General features: G+C 40.4%; 13 protein-coding genes. 12 read left to right on the top strand and 1 reads right to left on the bottom strand.

The genetic code is table 11. The annotated features are described in order from the left end of the window. Nucleotides 1-49 precede the first annotated feature (49 nt). The 4 genes from speB (at nucleotide 50) to O2S85_RS13880 (ending at nucleotide 4,165) form a co-directional block, all read left to right on the top strand. Entirely contained in the window at nucleotides 50-1,018 is a 969-nt protein-coding gene (speB, locus tag O2S85_RS13895; protein ID WP_269409903.1) for an agmatinase, read from the top strand. A gap of 156 nt (nucleotides 1,019-1,174) precedes the next feature. After that, complete coding sequence (locus tag O2S85_RS13890) at nucleotides 1,175-2,587, top strand: sodium:solute symporter family protein (RefSeq protein ID WP_269409902.1); 1,413 nt, start codon at nucleotides 1,175-1,177, stop codon at nucleotides 2,585-2,587. Between the two features lie 110 nt (nucleotides 2,588-2,697). Next, nucleotides 2,698-3,876: a formamidase gene (gene fmdA, locus O2S85_RS13885; RefSeq protein WP_269409901.1), complete on the top strand. Its 1,179-nt coding sequence runs from the start codon at nucleotides 2,698-2,700 to the stop codon at nucleotides 3,874-3,876. A 16-nt stretch (nucleotides 3,877-3,892) separates the two neighbouring features. Then, the gene (locus O2S85_RS13880) at nucleotides 3,893-4,165 is read left to right on the top strand and encodes an FmdB family zinc ribbon protein (RefSeq protein ID WP_269409900.1); all 273 of its coding nucleotides are present in this window, start codon (nucleotides 3,893-3,895) and stop codon (nucleotides 4,163-4,165) included. Nucleotides 4,166-4,224: 59 nt separating this feature from the next. Here the strand turns inward: O2S85_RS13880 and O2S85_RS13875 are convergent, their stop codons facing one another. Beyond that, a complete protein-coding gene (locus tag O2S85_RS13875) occupies nucleotides 4,225-4,824 on the bottom strand; it encodes a class I SAM-dependent methyltransferase (protein WP_269409899.1) in 600 nt (199 codons plus the stop codon). A 476-nt stretch (nucleotides 4,825-5,300) separates the two neighbouring features. Between O2S85_RS13875 and O2S85_RS13870 the strand changes: the two genes are divergently transcribed. The 8 genes from O2S85_RS13870 to O2S85_RS13830 all read left to right on the top strand — a co-directional run bounded on the left by O2S85_RS13870 (nucleotide 5,301) and on the right by O2S85_RS13830 (nucleotide 14,338). Next, nucleotides 5,301-5,945, top strand: coding sequence for a response regulator transcription factor (locus O2S85_RS13870; protein ID WP_269409898.1), 645 nt, complete (start codon nucleotides 5,301-5,303; stop codon nucleotides 5,943-5,945). 1 nt (nucleotide 5,946) lies between these two features. Next, nucleotides 5,947-7,053, top strand: coding sequence for a sensor histidine kinase (locus tag O2S85_RS13865; protein WP_269409897.1), 1,107 nt, complete (start codon nucleotides 5,947-5,949; stop codon nucleotides 7,051-7,053). Nucleotides 7,054-7,255: 202 nt separating this feature from the next. Beyond that, nucleotides 7,256-8,194, top strand: coding sequence for an ABC transporter ATP-binding protein (locus tag O2S85_RS13860; protein ID WP_269409896.1), 939 nt, complete (start codon nucleotides 7,256-7,258; stop codon nucleotides 8,192-8,194). Between the two features lie 17 nt (nucleotides 8,195-8,211). Next, a complete protein-coding gene (locus O2S85_RS13855) occupies nucleotides 8,212-9,330 on the top strand; it encodes an ABC transporter permease (RefSeq protein ID WP_269409895.1) in 1,119 nt (372 codons plus the stop codon). After that, nucleotides 9,330-10,472, top strand: a complete 1,143-nt coding sequence (locus tag O2S85_RS13850) for an ABC transporter permease (RefSeq protein WP_269409894.1) — start codon at nucleotides 9,330-9,332, stop codon at nucleotides 10,470-10,472. The genes O2S85_RS13855 and O2S85_RS13850 overlap by 1 nt, the downstream gene beginning before the upstream one ends. Nucleotides 10,473-10,888: 416 nt before the next feature. Then, the gene (locus O2S85_RS13845) at nucleotides 10,889-12,466 is read left to right on the top strand and encodes an MFS transporter (RefSeq protein WP_269409893.1); all 1,578 of its coding nucleotides are present in this window, start codon (nucleotides 10,889-10,891) and stop codon (nucleotides 12,464-12,466) included. Nucleotides 12,467-12,948: 482 nt separating this feature from the next. Beyond that, on the top strand, nucleotides 12,949-13,452 hold the full coding sequence (locus O2S85_RS13835) for a cytoplasmic protein (RefSeq protein WP_269412590.1): 504 nt from the start codon (nucleotides 12,949-12,951) through the stop codon (nucleotides 13,450-13,452). 331 nt (nucleotides 13,453-13,783) lie between these two features. After that, complete coding sequence (locus tag O2S85_RS13830) at nucleotides 13,784-14,338, top strand: cupin domain-containing protein (protein WP_269409892.1); 555 nt, start codon at nucleotides 13,784-13,786, stop codon at nucleotides 14,336-14,338. Nucleotides 14,339-14,354 lie beyond the last annotated feature (16 nt).

The following is a 14,354-nucleotide window of genomic DNA, read 5'->3' as shown; positions in this document are numbered from 1 at the left end:
GCATGAAATTTGCAATAGTATGTGATGTATTCGATAGGAGGGAATTTTTATGTATCAACCAAAAGATTCGTCAAAATCACCGCGGTATACCGGTCCACGTACATTTATGAGACTGGAATATTTACCGACAACAGAAGATGTGGATTTTGCTGTGATCGGTGTGCCATTTGATACAGCTGCATCCAATCGTACCGGGCAACGTTATGGTCCGCAACATATCCGTAATTTTTCGGTTTTACTACGTCCGTATAACCCTGATCAGGATATTAATATTTTTGATTATTGTTCGGGAGTCGATTATGGAGATATTGACATCATTCCGGGAAATATTCATCGGACCTATGACAATATTGTTCAGGCACTGGAGCCAATTTTGGACAAAGAAATTATTCCCGTTATGATGGGTGGGGATCATTCGATTACATTGGGCCATTTGCGAGCATTTGCTAAAAAATATGGACCGATTGCATTAGTCCACTTTGATTCACACAGTGATACATGGGATAACTATTTTGGTGAAAAATATGTGCATGGAACGCCTTTCCGCCGGGCAGTTGAAGAAGGATTAATCGATGTGGAACATTCCATACAGGTCGGAATGCGTGGCCCACTTTATGGTCCGGAAGATATAGAGGATGCGAGGGATCTTGGATATGAAGTCATTCCAATGAAAGAAGTTAGAGAAATTGGTTATGACAAAGTGATGGAACGAATCCATGCCCGTGCAGGTGATCGTCCAGTATTCGTTACTTATGACATTGACTTCCTTGACCCAGCGTATGCACCAGGAACAGGGACACCAGAAGTTGGCGGCCCTACAAGTTATGAAGCATTGGAATATGTCCGGGGCCTGAATGGGCTTGATATTAAAGGTTTTGATTTAGTAGAAGTATTACCAAGCTATGATAGTGGGGAAATTACTGCGGTTGCAGCATCGTCCGTTATTTTTGAGATGATTACGTTGATAGCAATGAAAAAACGTGCCGAACAGGATGTGAAAGTAGATATGATAAGGTAAGAACTTCCACTTGTGGAGTTCTTATCTGCTATTTATTAGAAAGTTTAATATGTATACTGCAGGAACAAGGCTCCTAAATAGTTTTGCAGACATGATCGAAAAGACTATATTTGAATTGTTCAATCATATTTTAGAACCAGGAAAGGTGGGAGATAAATGACTTGGATTGACATGACTATTATTATTATTTATTTTGCGGTTCTCGTTGTAGTCGGAATACTTGGTACCATAAAAGCAAAAACTTCTGAAATGTATATTCTGGCCGGACGAAATCTTGGTGTATTCATGCTGTTTGGCTGCCTGACTGCTGTATTTCTTGGTGGCTCATCAACCATTGGATCTGCGCAGCTTGGATATGAAAGCGGATTCTCTGGTGTTTGGTTCGTCTTTTCAATGGGTCTGGGGATTACGTTATTTGGCCTTCTTCTTTTAAAAAAGGTAACTGGATATCAATTAATGACAATTAGCGAGTTACTTGGGAAGCTTTTTGGCATCGAATCAAAGTTAATTGGAGCAGTTATTGCAGCCATTTATACATTAATGGTAAGTGTTACCCAAGTTATTGCAATTGGTGCGCTTTTGAGTGCTATTTTTGATTGGAATTTAACTTTTTCCATGCTAATTGGTGGAGGAGTTGTGTTTTTCTATACTATTCTTGGTGGCATGTGGTCTGTTTCCATGACAGATATTATTCAATTCTCCATTATGACGGCTGGTATATTCCTAATCATGCTACCAATTAGCTTGTCGAAAGCAGGTGGATTTGGCGAACTAACAGCTCAACTTCCAAGCTCATATTTTGATTTTTCGGCTATTGGATTCAAGCAAATTATCCAATATCTAGTAACCTTTACACTTGGAATGATGGTTGGACAGGACATTTGGCAACGCTATTTTACTGCAAAAAGTCTCAATACAGCACGTATAGGTGGAGTTCTGGTTGGGATCTATAGCTTGTTGTATTCCATGGCTATGATTCTCATCGGTATGTGTGCGCTTATCATTCTGCCAAATATAGCGGACACACAAAATGTCTTTACGAGTATGGCTTTTGCGACATTGCCATCAGGGCTTTTAGGTATTGTTTTTGCAGCAGTAGCCGCAGCAATCATGTCCACCGCCTCTGGTACATTGCTGGCCTCTTCAACCTTAATCTCAAAAGATATTTTAAAAGACCATTTCTTCAAAAATATTTCGGATCGTCAATTTTTGTTATTATCACGTGTTACAACGTTCATTGTCGGGATGATAGCTATTGTCGTTGCGTTATGGATACAAGAATTACTGGTTGCGATTGATGTAGCGTATGCTTTATTGGCGGGATCGATTTTTGTGCCAATCGTATTGGGGTTATTCTGGAAAAGAGCTACTGCCAAAGCCGCTTTTTGGTCGATCCTGATTAGTGCATTAGTTATTCTAGGTGGTCTTGCCATTGAAGGACTGTCTTCAAGTAATCCGATTTTGTATGGAATCGTAGTTAACATTGTGGTTATGATTGTTGTGTCAATAACAGATCGATCGAATAAAAATAGGGGACAAGATAACGTAAAAATTGAAATCAGCAGGTAGCTGAATGATTGTGGTTAGGGTTGAATGCATCAATCATAAATCTCTCCTTGCAAACATACTTTTATTTAAATGCAATCATTTATTATAAACTGTTTGAAGGAGATGGAGATATGCCCAAAAAGATCTTTAAAGTAGATTTGAATAAGAAGATGGATAAGCAGGATATGGTGGGACATAATCGTTGGCATCCAGATATACCCGCAGTGTTTTCTGTTGACCCAGGGGAATCGTTTCGTATGGAATGTTTGGATTGGACGGATGGACAAATAAGTAATAATGATGATCCGTCCGATATTCGTGATGTGCAATTAAACCGAGTTCATGTGCTTAGTGGGCCAGTCTATGTAAATGGCGTAGAACCAGGTGATTTACTAGTCGTGGATATTCTGGATATTGGTACGTTTGCTGCACATGAATGGGGATTTAACGGGATTTTTTCCAAAGAAAATGGAGGTAGCTTTCTAACAGACCATTATCCGGAAGCGGCGAAATCGATTTGGGACTTTAATGGTATTTATGCGACATCAAGACATGTGCCAAATGTAGAATTTGCCGGTATTATTCATCCTGGACTTATTGGTGTTGCTCCATCACAGGAAATGCTTGACGAATGGAATAGAAGGGAACAGGAACTGGTTGACAGTGATCCAAATCGTGTACCACCGCTGGCCAACCTTCCAACAAGGGAAAATGCGGTACTCGGCAGTCTGAGGGGTGAAGATTTTGATCGTGTGGCGAAAGAAGGTGCAAGAACTGTTCCACCCCGGGAAAATGGAGGAAACTGTGACATTAAGGAGTTGTCCAAAGGTTCCAAGGTTTACTTTCCAGTATTTGTCGATGGTGCAAAACTTTCGGTAGGTGACCTGCACTTTTCTCAAGGAGATGGGGAAATTACATTTTGCGGTGGTATTGAAATGCCAGGATGGATTGATTTACGTGTTGATGTAATCAAAGGCGGGATGGCGAAATATCAAATTAAGAACAATCCCGCATTTAGACCAGGACCGGTTATGCCGCATTATAATGAGTTTATTGTGTTTGAAGGGGTATCGGTAAATGAATTCAGTGGCAAACAAACGTATCTTGATGCAAATACCGCTTATCGGAATGCTTGTTTAAATGCGATTGAATTCTTGAAATCACACGGATTTACTGGTGAACAGGCATACATGTTATTAGGTTCGGCTCCAGTGCAAGGACATCTGGCCGGTGTTGTGGATATTCCTAACTCTTGTTGTACCATCGCCTTGCCAAAGGATATTTTTAATAAGGATATTTTGCCTAAGTAGTACGGAGGGATAAGGTATGGCAAACTATACATTTCGTTGTGAAAGTTGTGGTGAATTCACTCTATGGTATCAAGGGATGAAAGGAAATAAACGGGAAGCGGAATGCCCTGAATGTAAACGGAAAGCAAAGCGGTTATTTAAGCCACCGATCACCTTTCGTATGGATAGTCGAGTGAAAAAGAGAGTTGAACGTGGAATGGAACCGAGGATCGTAAATAAGAAGGACCTGCCTAAAGGTGGAAAGCGGAAACCGACTGTATCGAGGCCTTGGCAAGCCGGTCATTCATAGCGGATCCGGGTAAACCCAAGGGAGTAGATATACATCAGCACTACTCCCCATTTTTGTGATCATTTTTGTAAAACAACCTGAATTACATGGCAATCCCCGCTGTGCTTTTTCCCTTCATGCCGTTCTGCTTCTCCATAATAGAAATGCAGAACCTTGTAATCACTGATCCATTTCAGTAAATCTTTGGGGTCATATAGCATTTCCTTCGCTGGCGGTCCACCTGTTCCGTATTCCAGTTGTTCTTCAGAGTATACTTCAAACATCACATACCCACCCGGTTTGACGGAGCTGATTAAGCTATTAATAAAAAATGACTGGTCAGATTTTGGAACGTGGCCAAATACCATAATCCCAGTATCAAATTGATTTTCTAATACCTTTTCTTTTGTCAGGTCAAGCGCTACTGTTTTGACATCCACATTATTTTTCGCGGCCAATGCATTTGTTTTGTCCAGGCCAACTTCTGATTGATCAAATGCTGTTACATCATGACCTAATGTGGCCAGGTAAACTGCATTTCTGCCTTCACCTTCCGCAAAGCAGCCAATTTTTGCATGTTCCGGGATGATGTTGCTTTTATCTTGGATAAAGACATTTGCAGTCTCTCCATAAACATAATCTGTATCGGAGAAGCTGTTGTCCCAATGTTCTTTTGACATGAATGGTAATCTCCTTTAATGCTTACTATATATTTACCCTATCATATAGACTTAGGTGATACTATCAAGGTGCTTCAAAATTTTTTTCAAAGCTAGAGTTTGATCCAAAGATTTTTACTCTTTAATGCAGCAGCGCTGAACTATTCTGAATGCTCATATTTCAGGCATACGCAAAATTGCCAAACCTCTGTATTGCCATTATAATTTTGAGTAACAAGAAACATTCCGTATAAGTGAGTGTTCAAAAAGGATAAAAAGGACCGAGAAGTTCAAGGCGGCGTAGCTTTGAGCACCGGAGTGTACATAAAAGGTACATGAGGAGCGGAAAAGCAAGCCAACGAGCTTCTTCAAAGGAAGGCCGACTAAAAACGGGCTTGCGCTCAGGCGTCGGCATACCCCTTTTGCAGGGGCATGTCATTTTTACCGGACTTTTTGAACATCCTCTATAAAAGATGCACGAACGGGAGGGATACTGCATGCCCATTAAAATTATTATCGCGGATGACAACTCATTTATCCGTGAAGGTTTAAATATCATTTTATCTACCTATGAAGAGTTTGAAGTGCTAGCACTGGTAAATGACGGGCAAGAGGCTGTGGAATATTGCAAGGAACATGATGTGGATATTGCATTATTGGATGTACGGATGCCGCGGATGGATGGGGTAGAAGCGACCAAGCAGATTGTGGAGTCTACGAAAACAAAGCCGGTTATTTTAACAACGTTCGATGATGATGACTATATCCTTGGCGCAATCAAAAATGGTGCCAAAGGGTATTTGCTGAAGAACAATGATCCGGAACGAATTCGTGATGCCCTTAAGAGTGTTTATCACGGCACAAGCATTATCCAGGATGAAATGCTTGATAAAATCAAGTCCAGTTTATCCAGTGGACACCAACAAGAAAAGGAGACAAAGATTGATAAAAATTTGTTTACCGAGCGCGAATTAGAAATTATGGGTTATATCGCAAAGGGTTACGCCAATAAGGAAATTGCGGAACATATGTATATCTCAGGAGGAACGGTCGCCAATTACATCACAACAATTCTTGGGAAAACAGGCTTGAAGCATCGCACCCAAATTGCTGTCTATTATTTAACAGGAAACGTGTATTGAGATGGAACGCTGGACCATTATCAATAAACTCGTCCTCATTTTCTTTATCGTGTTAACCTTTGTTTATCAACAAACAACAGGAATTTCCTGGGATGTGTTTTTACTGTTGCTTTACATCTGTATCAATATTAGTTTGCATCTATTCAGGCGACGAACGTTTATTACCTTATTTTTGCTGGCTTCAATGGTGTTATCCGTCATTGCGAGCATTCATGTTAGTCCATTTTTTATATTATTGGTTCCGTTATCAATCATTGAATTGTTTGACCAATGGACCGCCCAGAAGATACTCCCATTCGTTTTTGCTATTATTCCTGTCTTTTACATATCAGTTGAAATACAGCCTGTCTATATGTTGGTGGCAGTTTACACGTTTCTTACATATACCATGGGAAAAATGTATCATCACAAGCTTGTAAAAAGTGAAGAGCAATTGGATGCGATGCGGGTGACGCAGCATAAATTGATGAAGCAAATCAATGAAAATGACGTGTTTATGAAGCAGTCTGCCTATACATTTAAATTGGAAGAACGAAATCGTATTTCCCAGCAAATTCACGATGATATTGGACATGCGATTACCGGTGCACTGATCCAAATGGAGGCAACCAAACGTTTGCTGAAGATAGACCAGGAAAAGGCGGAGGAATTGTTGCAAAACGCCATTGGGATTACACAGGATGGTATTGAGCGTATTCGGTTGACCTTGAAAAATATGAAACCAACAACCGAACAGGTCGGGATTAATCGATTAAAACTATATCTCGATGAATTTGCTGCCAAGCATGAAAAACATACGGTTCTCACCTATAACGGAAATATGGAACGGATAACCTCATTTCAATGGAAGATTATTCAAGAGAACATCACTGAAGCGTTAACCAACTCGCTGAAGTATGCGGAAAACAGTACGCAAATTACGGTTGATGTGAAGGTGCTAAATAAATTGATTAAAGTGGAAGTGAAGGATGATGGACAAGGTACGGAAAAAATCGAAAAAGGGTTAGGCATTATCGGCATGGAAGAACGTACAGCTGCATTAGACGGGAAAATCATCATTGATGGCAAGGATGGATTTTCGGTAACCACACTATTGCCGATTCAATAATTGTTTGGGTGCCAGGCACGCAAACAATCTGGCGGATTCACATTGAAACTTGTGCGGTCGTGCCCCGAGCCCAGAAGTTAGTCGGTGGCTGGAAATAAAAAACATGAAAAACTTCATGTCAGATAATGAATGAATGCACTTATGCTGGTGCGTTCTTTTTTTTATACTAATAACAGAGTTAATCAGCCAAAGAGGTGAAACGATGAATATTTTGAAGATAAAGGATCTGACAAAGAAATTTGGTGATTTTATTGCAGTTGATAATATGTCACTATCTATTGCCGAGGGTGAAATATTCGGCTTTCTTGGATCCAATGGAGCGGGGAAGAGTACGGTTATTCATATGGTCACGGGTTTATTACGGAAAAATAATGGGTCAATCATGATTCTGGGCAAAGAAACCAGTAAACATAGCGAATTCATTAAGAAACATATTGGGCTGGTGCCACAGGAATTAGCAATTTATGAAGATCTGACTGCTTATGAGAATGTAAGATTTTTCGCCGGTTTATACGGTCTGCGCGGGCAGAAATTGCAAGATCGAACGGAAGAAGCTTTGAAATTTGTCGGGCTTACTGAAAAACAAAAGAGCTATCCGAAAACATTTTCCGGCGGGATGAAACGTCGGCTCAACATCGCTTGTGCTATTGCCCATCAACCTAAGCTGATTATTATGGATGAGCCAACTGTCGGGATTGATCCGCAATCAAGAAATTATATTTTAACTTCAGTACGTAAGCTGAATGAGATGGGCTGTACGATTATTTATACAAGCCACTACATGGAAGAGGTCGAGGAAATCTGCACGCGCATTGCAATTATTGATCATGGAAAAATCATTGCCGAGGGCACCAAAGAACAATTGAAATCATTAATTACTGATTCCAAATTAATTTTTATCACTGTTCAGTCCGTAGAAGCGATCGATGTGACGGCCATTCAAGCGATCCAAGGGGTAGCAAACATCAATGTAGTCGAAAATACGGTGCAAATCACGACGGAATTAGGTGTTAACAATTTAAACCAAATTATCGCTTATTTTATCAACAATCAAATCGAAATTCGCACACTGGATGAAAAGGAACCAAATTTGGAAACCGTATTCCTAACTTTGACAGGGAGAAATTTACGCGACGCATAAGGAAAGGAGGTAATCCGATGAACATATTGCAAATCGCTTGGAAAGAAATGAAACATGACTTTCGCGACATTCGGACATTGGTATTTATGCTTGCGTTACCAATTGTTCTTATGCTTGTGCTTGGTACGGCATTGACTGGAGCATTTAATGAGGATATTTCGATTGATGAAATGGATGTGGTGTATGACAACACCAATGATAGTCTTACGCAACCGTTTGAGGCATTTACGAAGGGAGTAGCAGAATCCGGGATTGATTTTACCCCGGTCAAAGACAGTTTAGACGGAATGGACTTAGTAAAGCAAGGAAAAGCAGATGGTTATGTTTCGATTGATCAAGCGGGTTTCCACTTATTTGTAAATGATCAAAACAGTATAAAGGGCAGTATTTTACAGGGGATGCTTGCGTCTTTTGTAGACAGGTACAATTTAATAACCGAGGTTACAAAGGTGGCACCAAACAAAGCTGATACTGTATTTGCGGCGCCGGCCAAACACGATTATATTAATGATCATGCTATCCTTCCGACGAAACAGCCGGGCTCGATGGATTATTATGCGATCGTGATGACAACAATGATTGCGTTATACGGGGCAATATCGGCGAGCGGTTTGATTACCAGTGAACGTTTATGGAATACGGCAAGTCGATTAATGGTTGCGCCGATTCATAAACGTGACATTTTTATTGGCAAAGTATTAGGCAGCATTGTCATTAATATGGTTTGTGTTGCATTGGTTGTTGTTTTTAGTAAGCTCGTATTCCACGCGAATTGGGGAGATCATTGGGGGATGATATTCCTTGTACTGCTGACCGAAGTTATCCTTGCCGTAAGTTTTGGATTGGGGCTCTCGTTTTTAATTAAAACTCCGGCTGGCCCAGCGATGGTAATCATGATTGTCATTCAATTGGCCTCCTTCTTTGGTGGAGCATATTTTCCAATTGACGATGCTGATGGTGTGTTACAAGTGATCACCAATTTGTCTCCACTTACATGGGAAAATGATGCACTATTTAAAACCATTTATGCCAACGACCTATCATCCGTACTGCCGGCGATTGGAATGAATATAGGTCTTGCAATGTTGTTCCTACTGATTGCAACGATATCACTAAGACGACGGGAGGGATTATAGTGAGGGATATATTATGGCTAATTGGGAAAACATTACGGACGACATTTCGATACAAGAAGAATATTCTATTATATTTGGCGGCACCGATTGCGGGTATATTGGTTGCGTTGCTTGCTGTGGGCGGGCAGGAGAGTGAAATGACCATTGGTGTGGTGAATCAGGATGAAGGATCGATTGCTACTGAAACCATTGCCTTTTTAAAAGGATTGGACAATATTCAGGTAAAGGAATTGCAGAAGGGTGATATAACGGAAAACGTGACATCACGGAAGGTGGACGGTGTCATTACTTTGGAACAGGGATATTCAAAAAGTGTGTTGGCCGGAGCCCCAGACCATATTGGATTAACATCGATCAAAGGAGAAAGTGTGACCGGTTTTGTAAAATCGTATTTATACCAGTATATTGATAATTTATCCGCACTTGGAAAAGCCGCCGATGGAGATCCAGACACGTTTGCAAACATGTATAAAGATTATCAACAAGCGGATTTTCAATTGACAACAAACACATTAGCGGATTCATCCACTAGCAAAAATACGACACTATATTCATTTGGGTTTTTGATCATGATTATGATGACGTCAGCAGCCAACTTATCGGAAATCATTTTAGCAGAAAAGGAAAATCGGACGTACTTTCGATTATTGTCGACACCGATTACAGCACGGAAATATATTCTTTCCAATATCATCGTAAATATGATGGTGATGTTTGCTCAAGTGATCATTACGCTTGTTCTACTGACTTATGTCTTTCAAATCGATTTAAATGTTCCGTTTTGGAAGGCGCTGGTGGTTATGGCGATTTTTTCACTGATTTCTATTGGTGCATCACTGGTAATTGTGGCATTTTCCAATAGTCGGGGCTCATCCAAGGCTTTGATGAATTTGGTGATTTTGCCAACCGTTATGCTATCAGGCTGTTTTTGGCCGGTAGAAGTCATGCCAGAATCGATTCAGAAAATATCCGAGTTTCTGCCACAGCGGTGGACGTTAGATACCTTAACGAAACTGCAGGAAGGGAGCACATTTGGCAGCTTGTATTTAAATATACTCATCTTATTTGCATTTGCTGCAGCCCTCTTTCTGATTGCGATTTATAAGTTTAGTCATAATAATAGTACGAGAAGCGTTATATAATGGAGGAGTTCTCCATATCGGCAAGTTTGGCCGGTGTGGAGAATTTTTAGATGGGTGTGTTTAGACTTTTGATAATTTTGATTATGCGGAGGGGCTGGAACGGAATTAGCTTGGGACGGGAGAGAACAGCGCCAACTCGGTAGACAAAGGCAGGAAGACGGGAGGGCGCGCCCTTAACTCGGGAGACAGCGGTGAGAAGACGGGAGAGCGTACGTCTAACCCGGGAGACAACAGCATAAAGACGGGAGAGCGCGCGCACAACTCGGGAGGCATCACATGAATTCGTGAGAGAACAGCCCAACTTGAGAGACAGCTTGCCAGATTCAGGGAGGTTTGTCGTGTTGCCATCGCCATTAAAAATTTGTTCTGGTATACTTGCACAAAGATAGATTTTGGCAGGCAGGAGATGAACGGCAATGAATACTGCGGAACAACAAACGAAAATGAATGTTTCATTTATTATTCTATTAATTGGTGTGTTTATGGCAGCACTGGACAATGGCATTATTAGTGCTGCTTTGACAACGATCAATGCTTCCTTTCATGTGTCGGCAACACTTGGCTCCTGGGGGATAACCCTGTATACCCTTGGGCTTGCTGTCACCACACCGATTGTAGGGAAATTGGCTGACCGGTTCGGGCGAAAAAGATTGTTTTTGATTGAAATAGCGCTTTTTAGTATTGGTTCACTTGGTGTAGCGTTGAGCCCGAATTTTGCTTTCTTTTTGGCTGCACGTCTTCTCCAATCGTTTGGTGGCGGTGGTATTTTTATCATTGCCAGTTCGCATGTCATCAGTACCGTTGTGAAAAATCGTCAAGGAAGCATGCTTGGTTTTTTAGGTGCGATGAATGGAATTGCTTCGGTGATTGGTCCCAATATCGGAAGTTTTCTAATCGATTGGACAGGAAATTGGCACTGGCTGTTTTTGATTAATGTTCCAATCGGGATTATCTTATTTGTATTCGGATGGGTTTTCCTAAAAGAAACAAAAGACGTTGTCATGTCCAAAATTGATTATCTAGGCATCACGCTCTTATCTTTATCCATTTTAAGTGTCATGTTTGCTGTGAATAATCTTGGTACTGGCAACTTACTGGACAGTTTTCTTAGCTGGAGTGTCCTAGGCCTTTTAATACTTGGTATTATCATCTTTGCGGGACTATTGTTGCTGGAAAAACGGCAAGAACATAATAATGTTGATCCGATTTTGCCGTTTGCCTTATTGCGGAAATCGACCTATTCCATGACGATGATTATGGCGTTCATGTCAGGAACATTTATCGGTGCTGTCATTTTTATTCCATCCTTTGCTGAGCAGGTGTTGGGTATACCAGCCGCCAAATCGGGTTACTGGATGACCCCATTGGCACTCGCCTCAGGTATTGGCGCAAGTGGGGGAGGTCATTTTGTTGACAAGAGAGGCCCGGTTAATACATTGGTGTTTGCGGGAATTATCTCGTTTATCGGGTTTGCCGGCTTGGCACTCTTTACCGATACCAAGCTGACATTTATCATATTTACTGTAATCGCGGGAATCGGCTTTGGCTTCATGCTGGGCGCACCATTAACGGTTTTAACAGCCAATGCTGCCGGAACCCAAAAAGGTATCGCGATTGGCACATTGTCGGTGTCACGCCAAATCGGGCTGACCATCGCACCAACGATTTTTGCAACATTTATACAGCAGGGATTTAGCAAACTTGGTACGCTAATCCCGGAAAAATTGCGAGAACAGCATGTTGATATGAACGATATACCAAAAGAAGCAATGAAACACGTTCAAGGCTCTGGCGGATACAGTAATATCGAAGCAAACATCGATCAGATCCCGGTTCCGGAAGTTAGGCAATCATTACATAGTGCCTTCAATGAGGCGGCACATGCTGCATACCAGCCAATATATCTTTTCGTTGCGATTGTTTCCCTGCTGCTGATTGTGGTTGCCTTAAGTTTTCGGAAACAATTTGCGAAAGATGCGCGGGATAGCGAGTAAAATGCTTGGATCCGGACACAGTGATGCATTTGAAATGTGTAAGTGCCTGGATTCAAAACATAGCTCGGTACATAGTAGGTTGTTAAAAAGTATCCGTATTAGATGAATAGTACCATTGTCATTTCATTAATTTGGAATTATTATCACCGAAAATGCACCAAAACATTTTGGATCCTGCATATTATTTTGGAGAGCAAGGAACTAATTAAAGGAAGGCGAAAACTATGAAAAAAAGGTTATCCAAAGAAGAATTGGTAAACAAAATTTATAGTTCCAAGTTATCCGGCAAGGAGGTATATAGAAATTTTGGAAGAAAATGTTCCTCATCCAGCTCCTAGTGATTTGATTTTGGAATGAAGAAGATTTCTCACTAGAGCGGGTGGTTGAAATTGCATTGGCATATAAAGATGAGTATGAACTGGATCATGAGCAGACTAGAAAGGTTGGGAGAGGACCTTAAAGTGCTGAATCGATACATAAACGTGAACTTTGGCGAAAACACACAATTAGTAGAAAAAGTAATGAATTTTATTTATAACAGTAAGATGTTTAATAATAGAGGTTTTATTACTAATGCGGAAGTAATTAACGACTTTGGCGAGGCGCAAAATTTTGCATGGTCACAGGACTTAAATGAGGACTATACTGTGTGGGAGTATGTTAAATCGGTGGAAAGTGAAAATATTGTAGAAAAGGTATATAATTTGGATTTTGCTTCTTTGCAAGATGAGTTGTATGAATACTTTGGTAACCATATTAATAACGCTAATGATTTTCTCCCTTTTGATTATATTGATATAAATGAAGAAGTTGAGGGGGATCTTACAATGTGCGCTTTAAATAGGTTAGTTAATGGGAAAACGGATAATTTTTATGAACGGATTTTTGATATATATAAACAGGGAGGATGGCCATGCGGGTGGAAGGGGGCATATCCTAATGGAAAAATTATAGTATATGTACCAGAAACTAGTAATGAAAAGTGATTTGATACTATAAGGGAAATAATGTATGAAAGATGTTAGACTAAAGGTTAACGATTTTTCCTGGATAAGAGCATGAAGCAAACAAATTGATTTTTCAAAGCTAACGAAAGTACTTTATTCTTAATAGAAGGAGAAGAGCAGAGCAAAATAACGCCTTTTATTATGATAATAATGAGATCGCGGGTCATTAGACAAATTTTTAAAGAAGAGAATGGTGGAGGATGGCTAGTATTATATTGACTTTGAGTAATTAAAAGTTACAGCAGTGCAAGTTCCATTTCTGAAATACGGTGCATAGGATACTGTGATCAATTTGAAAGGGATGAAGAAAATGTACTATTATCCTTACATGAATATTTATCCATGGCATTACTTTGTTCAAGTTCCTCCATATGATTATAACAGGCAAGTTTGGTACGGTTATACACCAGAGGTTCCGAAGCAGGAGCATGATGCCATGAATAACAATAACAGGGTTGTTAGGGATCATGGAAAACAACCTTTTGTAGTGGATATTGAAAAAGCTGCTGAGCAAAATCGTACATTTCGTACTGCGTTATGGACCGGAGAACATTTGCAGGTAACGTTAATGAGTATTCGTGTAGGTGAAGATATTGGTTTGGAAGTTCACCCATCAACAGACCAATTTCTGCGGATTGAAGAAGGTAAAGGAATTGTTCAAATGGGAGATTCCAAAAACAATTTAACGTTCCGGCAAAATGTTCAAGAAGATAGTGCCATTTTTGTTCCAGCCGGGACATGGCATAATGTTACTAATACAGGTAATGTGCCTCTGAAGCTGTATTCTATTTATGCTCCACCTGAACATCCATTTGGAACCGTCCATGTAACGAAGAAAGATGCCATTGCAGCTGAGCATGCATAAAACAATCGCTTCTCAC

This window comes from Lentibacillus daqui (assembly GCF_027186265.1).
GTDB lineage: Bacteria > Bacillota > Bacilli > Bacillales > Amphibacillaceae > Lentibacillus_C > Lentibacillus_C daqui.
This window is presented reverse-complemented; position numbering and strand designations above follow the sequence as displayed.

Coding starts and splice junctions, on each gene's coding strand:
- O2S85_RS13890 (WP_269409902.1), top strand. CDS start 1,175: ATGACTTGGATTGACATGACTATTATTATTATTTATTTTGCGGTTCTC.
- fmdA (WP_269409901.1), top strand. CDS start 2,698: ATGCCCAAAAAGATCTTTAAAGTAGATTTGAATAAGAAGATGGATAAG.
- O2S85_RS13880 (WP_269409900.1), top strand. CDS start 3,893: ATGGCAAACTATACATTTCGTTGTGAAAGTTGTGGTGAATTCACTCTA.
- O2S85_RS13855 (WP_269409895.1), top strand. CDS start 8,212: ATGAACATATTGCAAATCGCTTGGAAAGAAATGAAACATGACTTTCGC.
- O2S85_RS13870 (WP_269409898.1), top strand. CDS start 5,301: ATGCCCATTAAAATTATTATCGCGGATGACAACTCATTTATCCGTGAA.
- O2S85_RS13875 (WP_269409899.1), bottom strand. CDS start 4,824: ATGTCAAAAGAACATTGGGACAACAGCTTCTCCGATACAGATTATGTT.
- O2S85_RS13830 (WP_269409892.1), top strand. CDS start 13,784: ATGTACTATTATCCTTACATGAATATTTATCCATGGCATTACTTTGTT.
- O2S85_RS13860 (WP_269409896.1), top strand. CDS start 7,256: ATGAATATTTTGAAGATAAAGGATCTGACAAAGAAATTTGGTGATTTT.
- speB (WP_269409903.1), top strand. CDS start 50: ATGTATCAACCAAAAGATTCGTCAAAATCACCGCGGTATACCGGTCCA.
- O2S85_RS13845 (WP_269409893.1), top strand. CDS start 10,889: ATGAATACTGCGGAACAACAAACGAAAATGAATGTTTCATTTATTATT.
- O2S85_RS13865 (WP_269409897.1), top strand. CDS start 5,947: ATGGAACGCTGGACCATTATCAATAAACTCGTCCTCATTTTCTTTATC.